Here is a 5610-nt window from a genome sequence, read left to right on the forward strand (position 1 = left end):
TTTAAAGGAATATCGACGGATCGCCACACGTTATGAAAAAACGGCAAGAAACTATCTAGCAATGGTGAAACTGGGCTGCATCCGCGTGTTTTACCACCGGTTACGCAATTAAGGGACACAGCCTAGGGTCGCGGAAATGCATGATGCCGTCGGGCGGGGTGACTATCACCCCGTGTTTGGTGAAATGGAGGCCATCTTCGCTGGTGGCAATGCATTGTACCTGGCGGATCGCGCCGTCATTCCCGACACCCTGTAACCACACGTGACCGATATAGATAAGCGTAAGAAGGCCATTGTCATTCACGGCGCAACCGGAAAAACAACCGTCCCTATCGAAGGCGTCGCCGGGTGCCAGCGCAATGGGTTGATGCTGCCAGTGCACCAGATCGTGGCTTGTCATGTGCCCCCAATGCATGGGCCCCCAGTGTTCATCGTAAGGATGGTGTTGATAAAACACATGATAGCGGCCATCACAGTACGCCAACCCGTTCGGATCGTTCATCCAGCCTGTGGGGGGAGCGAGATGGAAAGCCGGGTAAAAACGCGCTTTTCGCTGCTTTTCCAGCAGGTGCTGGGCCTGACTGGCATCGTGAAGCGTTTGGTTTTTTATCATGGCATGCACCTGTCATCGTTGCTGAACAACGGTTCCGCTGGAGAGAGTCGCCCGGATTGGATGATAAAAATTGTCGACGTTAACACTTAGGCTGGCAAACGGTCGTGTCGGGTAGCTGAGAGATATATCACGATTATTGGCGCTAACTCGTTAATAATACGTGATTTGTATTGATTTTTGTAAGTTTGGTTTCCAAAAAGCGACACAGAGGCCATGACAAAACGGCGAGAGAACGCCTTGCGCTTATTAACGGGGGTAAGTATACTGACGCGTCATTTTTTCAGCCGCATACACACACGTTCCTTGCTTCCATGGGCCGCGGCTGACCCTGACAGGAGGCTGAAAAATCCGTAAGGAGCTATTCGATGCGTCATTACGAAATCGTATTTATGGTCCATCCTGACCAAAGCGAACAGGTTCCGGGCATGATCGAGCGCTACACTGGTGCTATCACTGGTGCAGAAGGCAAGATCCACCGTCTGGAAGACTGGGGCCGCCGTCAGCTGGCTTACCCGATCAACAAACTGCACAAGGCACACTACGTTCTGCTGAACGTTGAAGCTCCGCAGGAAGTGATCGATGAGCTGGAAACTAACTTCCGCTTCAACGATGCCGTTATCCGCAGCATGGTTATGCGTACCAAACACGCTGTAACTGAAGCGTCTCCGATGGTGAAAGCGAAAGACGAACGCCGTGAGCGTCGTGATGAATACGCTGAAGCCGGTGATGATGCTGAAGCTGGGGATTCTGAAGAGTAATTGCCGTGGCGACCGCTAATCGTCTGGAACTGTCTGGCATGATATGTAAGGCGCCGGTACGAAAGGTCAGCCCGTCGGGCATTCCTCACTGCCAGTTTGTGCTTGAGCACCGCTCGGTACAGGAGGAAGCCGGACTTCGTCGGCAAGCATGGTGTCGTATGCCCGTGATTGTCAGCGGACGTGAGTCGCAAGCAATTACCCACAGTATAACGGTCGGTATGCACATCAGGGTTCAGGGCTTTATTTGCAGCCATCAAGGGCGCAATGGGCTGAACAAAATGGTGTTACATGCCGAGCAGATTGAATTGATAGATTCTGGAGACTAGCCAAATGGCACGTTATTTCCGTCGTCGCAAGTTCTGCCGTTTCACCGCGGAAGGCGTTCAAGAGATCGACTATAAAGATATCGCAACGCTGAAAAACTACATCACTGAAAGTGGTAAAATTGTCCCGAGCCGTATCACCGGTACTCGTGCCAAGTATCAGCGTCAACTGGCCCGTGCTATCAAGCGCGCGCGCTACCTGTCTTTGTTGCCGTACACTGATCGTCATCAGTAATCGGCCACAGTCCCACTAACGAGACTTTGAGAGGATAAGGTAATGCAAGTTATTCTGCTTGATAAAGTAGCAAACCTGGGCAGCCTGGGTGATCAGGTAAACGTTAAAGCGGGCTATGCTCGTAACTTCCTGGTTCCGCAGGGCAAAGCTGTGCCGGCAACCAAGAAAAACGTTGAGTTCTTCGAAGCGCGTCGCGCAGAACTGGAAGCCAAATTGGCTGACGTTCTGGCTGCTGCTCAAGCGCGTGCTGCGCAACTGACTGAACTGGGTACCGTTACCCTCGCGTCCAAAGCGGGCGACGAAGGCAAACTGTTCGGTTCTATCGGTACGCGTGACATCGCTGATGCTGTCACCGCTGCTGGCGTTGCTATCGCTAAAAGCGAAGTTCGCCTGCCGAACGGTGTACTGCGTACACTGGGCGACCACGAAGTGAGCTTCCAGGTTCACAGCGATGTGTTCGCTACGCTGAACGTGCTGGTTGTTGCTGAATAAGCAATGCCACGGTGCCTTCGGGCGCTGAGCGTTATGCGTGAAACGCCGACCTTCGGGTCGGCGTTTTGCGTTTTATGGGCTATCAGTAAGCACAGCAAAGGTAATTGGGCGTATGCTAACCCGGTTTATGACTGGAGGTTATCGCTATGTCCGCAGCCACTGATGTATCGCACATTCATTTACAGCGGGTTTATGATGCGCAATTGCCTTTTGCGCACCCCACGTTTCTGGTGGATCGGCTCTGGCCACGTGGTGTTCGAAAAGAGCGACTGGAAGGCGCGCAGTGGCTTAAAGAGGTTGCGCCCAGCACAGCACTGCGTCAGGCATTCCACGCAGCGCCAGACGCATGGGACGCTTTTGTTGCGCAGTATCGCGCCGAACTGGCACAACAGCGCCATTGGCAGATCATTACGTCGGCACTAGCGTGCTCGGGTGAAGTCACATTGCTCTATGGCAGCAAAGATCCGCAGCGCAATCATGCGCAGGTACTACGGGATTTTCTGCTCGCGCAGTGTAACGCCTGAACGGACCTTAACGCGTGCGAAGAAATACGCCATCGGATTGGCGCGTGAAGTGCACCCGCTGGCCATCCGCTGTTTCAATCTCCAACTCAGACACCATTCCCTGCGCATTAAGCCGCAGTTTGACCTGTTGCCCGGCACGCAGGTTGCTCAGTGGCTTATCTCTTCCTTCCACCTGAGCCATTGCAAAAACATCGTTGACGGGCAGATTATTATCCCTGAACAGCTGCGCCAGCGTTTGTCCTGCGGCAATCGGGTAAGTCTGCCAGGCTGGCGCGGCTGGCTCTACCGGGGCTAGCGTGCATTGGCGCTGATTCATTGAGTGTGATGGGTGTGGCAGATGACGGAGTCCGTGACGTTGGCGGCGAATAGGGCCACAGTAGTGCGATCAGCAGCAGTGCGAAGGCAATCAGAATCGCACGGCGGTGGAAGGCAGGCAACGGATCCATCCAGTGGTAGCTGTCAGGGTGATGCCACAGTCCTCTCAATAGATCACGCACACGCTCAAGCAGTGCTGACAGAGGGAGAGAGGGAGCATTACGCTGTTTTTCGGCCCGAGCCAGAGGCAAACGCGGAAGAACGCGTAGAACGCTGCGAATCAGCGCTTGATAATCCCTTGCGGGGGCTACTCGTTTCCTGGGCGCGATTCTGCCCATGCTGACCTCTCTTGCAACGATAGCAACCTGTAAAGCTGCCCAGTATATAGGTAACGCGCCAACGAAAGTAATACAAGAGTCATAATAGCTAACGTGTTGATGCTTAAGGTAACAAATTTGAGAGAAAGTGGAACCCTTAGTATAGAATAGGGCATGGTATTCGCTCGCCTTTCATACTGGCAGAGCCGATTTTCTCGACTGTGCGCCGACTTTCGCGGTATCTGCGCGCTGCCAACGTCTCTGCAACGTGAAGTATGACGGGTATAACGATCACACAGAAGATTTTACCCTGCCGTCCAGCGCTGTTATGCTGCGTTTTCATTTTTTTACACAATGAGGAACATCCATGAGCACCCCTTCTTACGAGAGCGTTGAGGCGCAGGCCAGTTACGGTATTGGTTTGCAGGTTGGTCAACAGTTGCAAGAATCTGGCCTGGAAGGGTTGATCCCTGAAGCCCTGGTGGCAGGTCTGCGTGATGCACTGGCAGGCAATGCGCCCGCCGTGCCTGTGGATGTTGTACATCGCGCGCTGCGTGAAATTCATGAACGTGCTGATGCGGTGCGCTGTGAGCGCCAGCAAGCGTTGGCCGTTGAAGGTCAAAATTTCCTGGCAGACAATGCCGGTAAAGACGGCGTCAACCAGACTGAGTCCGGTTTGCAATTCCGCGTATTGACCCAGGGCGAAGGGGCGATCCCCGCACGTCAAGATCGCGTGCGTGTGCACTATACGGGCCGCCTGATCGATGGCAGCGTGTTTGACAGCTCCGTACAGCGCGGGCGGCCGGCAGAGTTTCCGGTGAGCGGCGTTATTCCTGGCTGGATTGAAGCGCTGACGCTGATGCCGGTCGGTTCCAAATGGGAACTCTATATTCCGCATAACCTAGCGTATGGCGAACGTGGTGCAGGTGCATCCATTCCGCCGTTCAGCGCACTGATTTTTGAAGTCGAACTGCTGGAAATCCTCTAATGCAGGTGCGGGGGGCGTTGAATGATGCTCCCTGCAAACCCTGATAAAGACGGTTCAAACGGGCGGGTTCAACGCCCACTGTGACACTATATCGCTTACGGCTTCGTCAACGGTGCTTTCATTCATGATGTGGATGACAGGGCAGGGGATCTTCTCCAACCACTGTTTGTGCCGAAGTGCGTTTCGGCTGACATCCACTGTGGTTTCATAACCCGCAGCCCATTCAATAAATGCCTGATATCGTCCATGCTGCTTGCCTCCGGGCAAAATGTCGTCCCCAAATCGCATTTGTTCTCTTCGCTTGAGCCGTTCAAGGCGTTTTTCATTCTTAACATAGACGTAGATAACGAGTTCGAAGTTCGGGATAAAGATATCTCCCCAGCCACACAGCTAGCCGCTGAGAATCCATTGTTCATGTGTTTTCAGTGCGCCAGCGAGTTGTAACTGTCTTTCTTGCGGTTCGTTTGCCACCGTATAGGGAGGGGATGTGTCGCGCCAATAAAAATCATCGGTATCGAGATGTTGATAACCCACTCGCTCGGCGAGGCATTTGGCAATGGACGTTGTGCCGGAGCCCGAGGCACCTAAGATATGTATTCTGTTTTTTGGCGACATTTGATCTCTTTTTGAAAGAGAAGAAGAACCGAAAACGTTACTTTACGCTGGTGCTGAACAAAGGGAAGAGGTCAATCTATTCGTTGGTAACGAAAATAGGGTTAATGAAAATAACCATTCGACAAAGCGGTTGCAGGATAGCCTATTTCATCCTGCAACCAGAGTACCGCAGGTTGCGGGACTATTCGCCGCGTAGCGCGCGGGGGAACAGGATGTTGTTCTCCAGATGGATAGAGCCTGTACATAAATTTGTGTAATTGCCTGATTTTGATATGTTCAATCCAACATCAAAAGCAGGTTACTTTTATGGACGAAAAACAGTTGCAGGCTCTGGCTAATGAACTGGCCAAAAATCTCAAAACCCCTGAAGATCTCAGCCAGTTCGATCGCCTGATGAAGAAAATCAGCGTTGAGGCGGCTCTCAACGCCG

Annotated in this window: 10 protein-coding genes and 3 pseudogenes; 8 read left to right on the plus strand and 5 right to left on the minus strand. The window is 52.8% G+C overall.

Going from position 1 to position 5610, the window contains the following annotated elements; translation table 11 throughout:
* Positions 1–112 (plus strand): annotated as a pseudogene (locus ACTBDZ_RS14480) (IS5 family transposase); the annotation flags it as partial.
* A gap of 6 nt (positions 113–118) precedes the next feature.
* Here ACTBDZ_RS14480 and ACTBDZ_RS14485 read toward each other — a convergent pair.
* Positions 119–613, minus strand: a pseudogene (locus ACTBDZ_RS14485) (glycoside hydrolase family 32 protein); the annotation flags it as partial.
* A gap of 365 nt (positions 614–978) precedes the next feature.
* Here ACTBDZ_RS14485 and rpsF point away from each other — a divergent pair.
* From rpsF to ACTBDZ_RS14510, 5 genes are all read left to right on the plus strand, one after another.
* On the plus strand, positions 979–1371 hold the full coding sequence (gene rpsF, locus ACTBDZ_RS14490; RefSeq protein WP_195312177.1) for a 30S ribosomal protein S6: 393 nt from the start codon (positions 979–981) through the stop codon (positions 1369–1371).
* 5 nt (positions 1372–1376) lie between these two features.
* The gene (priB, locus tag ACTBDZ_RS14495) at positions 1377–1697 is read left to right on the plus strand and encodes a primosomal replication protein N (RefSeq protein WP_438815843.1); all 321 of its coding nucleotides are present in this window, start codon (positions 1377–1379) and stop codon (positions 1695–1697) included.
* A 4-nt stretch (positions 1698–1701) separates the two neighbouring features.
* Positions 1702–1929: a 30S ribosomal protein S18 gene (rpsR, locus tag ACTBDZ_RS14500; RefSeq protein ID WP_000135199.1), complete on the plus strand. Its 228-nt coding sequence runs from the start codon at positions 1702–1704 to the stop codon at positions 1927–1929.
* Between the two features lie 42 nt (positions 1930–1971).
* Complete coding sequence (gene rplI / locus ACTBDZ_RS14505; RefSeq protein ID WP_196907796.1) at positions 1972–2421, plus strand: 50S ribosomal protein L9; 450 nt, start codon at positions 1972–1974, stop codon at positions 2419–2421.
* A 146-nt stretch (positions 2422–2567) separates the two neighbouring features.
* Complete coding sequence (locus ACTBDZ_RS14510) at positions 2568–2945, plus strand: DUF488 domain-containing protein (RefSeq protein WP_438815844.1); 378 nt, start codon at positions 2568–2570, stop codon at positions 2943–2945.
* Between the two features lie 7 nt (positions 2946–2952).
* On the opposite strand, the gene ACTBDZ_RS14515 is transcribed toward ACTBDZ_RS14510, so the two are convergent.
* Positions 2953–3261, minus strand: coding sequence for a LysM-like peptidoglycan-binding domain-containing protein (locus tag ACTBDZ_RS14515; RefSeq protein ID WP_438815845.1), 309 nt, complete (start codon positions 3259–3261; stop codon positions 2953–2955).
* Positions 3155–3598 carry an OapA N-terminal domain-containing protein gene (locus ACTBDZ_RS14520; RefSeq protein WP_438815846.1) on the minus strand — a complete coding sequence of 148 codons (444 nt, stop codon included), beginning with the start codon at positions 3596–3598 and terminating at the stop codon, positions 3155–3157. The genes ACTBDZ_RS14515 and ACTBDZ_RS14520 overlap by 107 nt, the downstream gene beginning before the upstream one ends.
* 346 nt (positions 3599–3944) lie before the next feature.
* On the opposite strand from ACTBDZ_RS14520, the gene fklB reads away from it, so the two are divergent.
* A complete protein-coding gene (gene fklB / locus ACTBDZ_RS14525; RefSeq protein WP_438815847.1) occupies positions 3945–4565 on the plus strand; it encodes an FKBP-type peptidyl-prolyl cis-trans isomerase in 621 nt (206 codons plus the stop codon).
* Positions 4566–4619: 54 nt separating this feature from the next.
* On the opposite strand, the gene ACTBDZ_RS14530 is transcribed toward fklB, so the two are convergent.
* A complete protein-coding gene (locus ACTBDZ_RS14530) occupies positions 4620–4853 on the minus strand; it encodes a hypothetical protein (RefSeq protein WP_438815848.1) in 234 nt (77 codons plus the stop codon).
* A 102-nt stretch (positions 4854–4955) separates the two neighbouring features.
* Complete coding sequence (locus tag ACTBDZ_RS14535) at positions 4956–5180, minus strand: hypothetical protein (protein WP_438815849.1); 225 nt, start codon at positions 5178–5180, stop codon at positions 4956–4958.
* Positions 5181–5486: 306 nt separating this feature from the next.
* On the opposite strand from ACTBDZ_RS14535, the pseudogene ACTBDZ_RS14540 reads away from it, so the two are divergent.
* Positions 5487–5610: pseudogene (locus tag ACTBDZ_RS14540) on the plus strand (IS256 family transposase); the annotation flags it as partial.

The sequence above is a fragment of the Symbiopectobacterium sp. genome, assembly GCF_051710365.1.
Taxonomy (GTDB): Bacteria; Pseudomonadota; Gammaproteobacteria; order Enterobacterales; family Enterobacteriaceae; genus Symbiopectobacterium.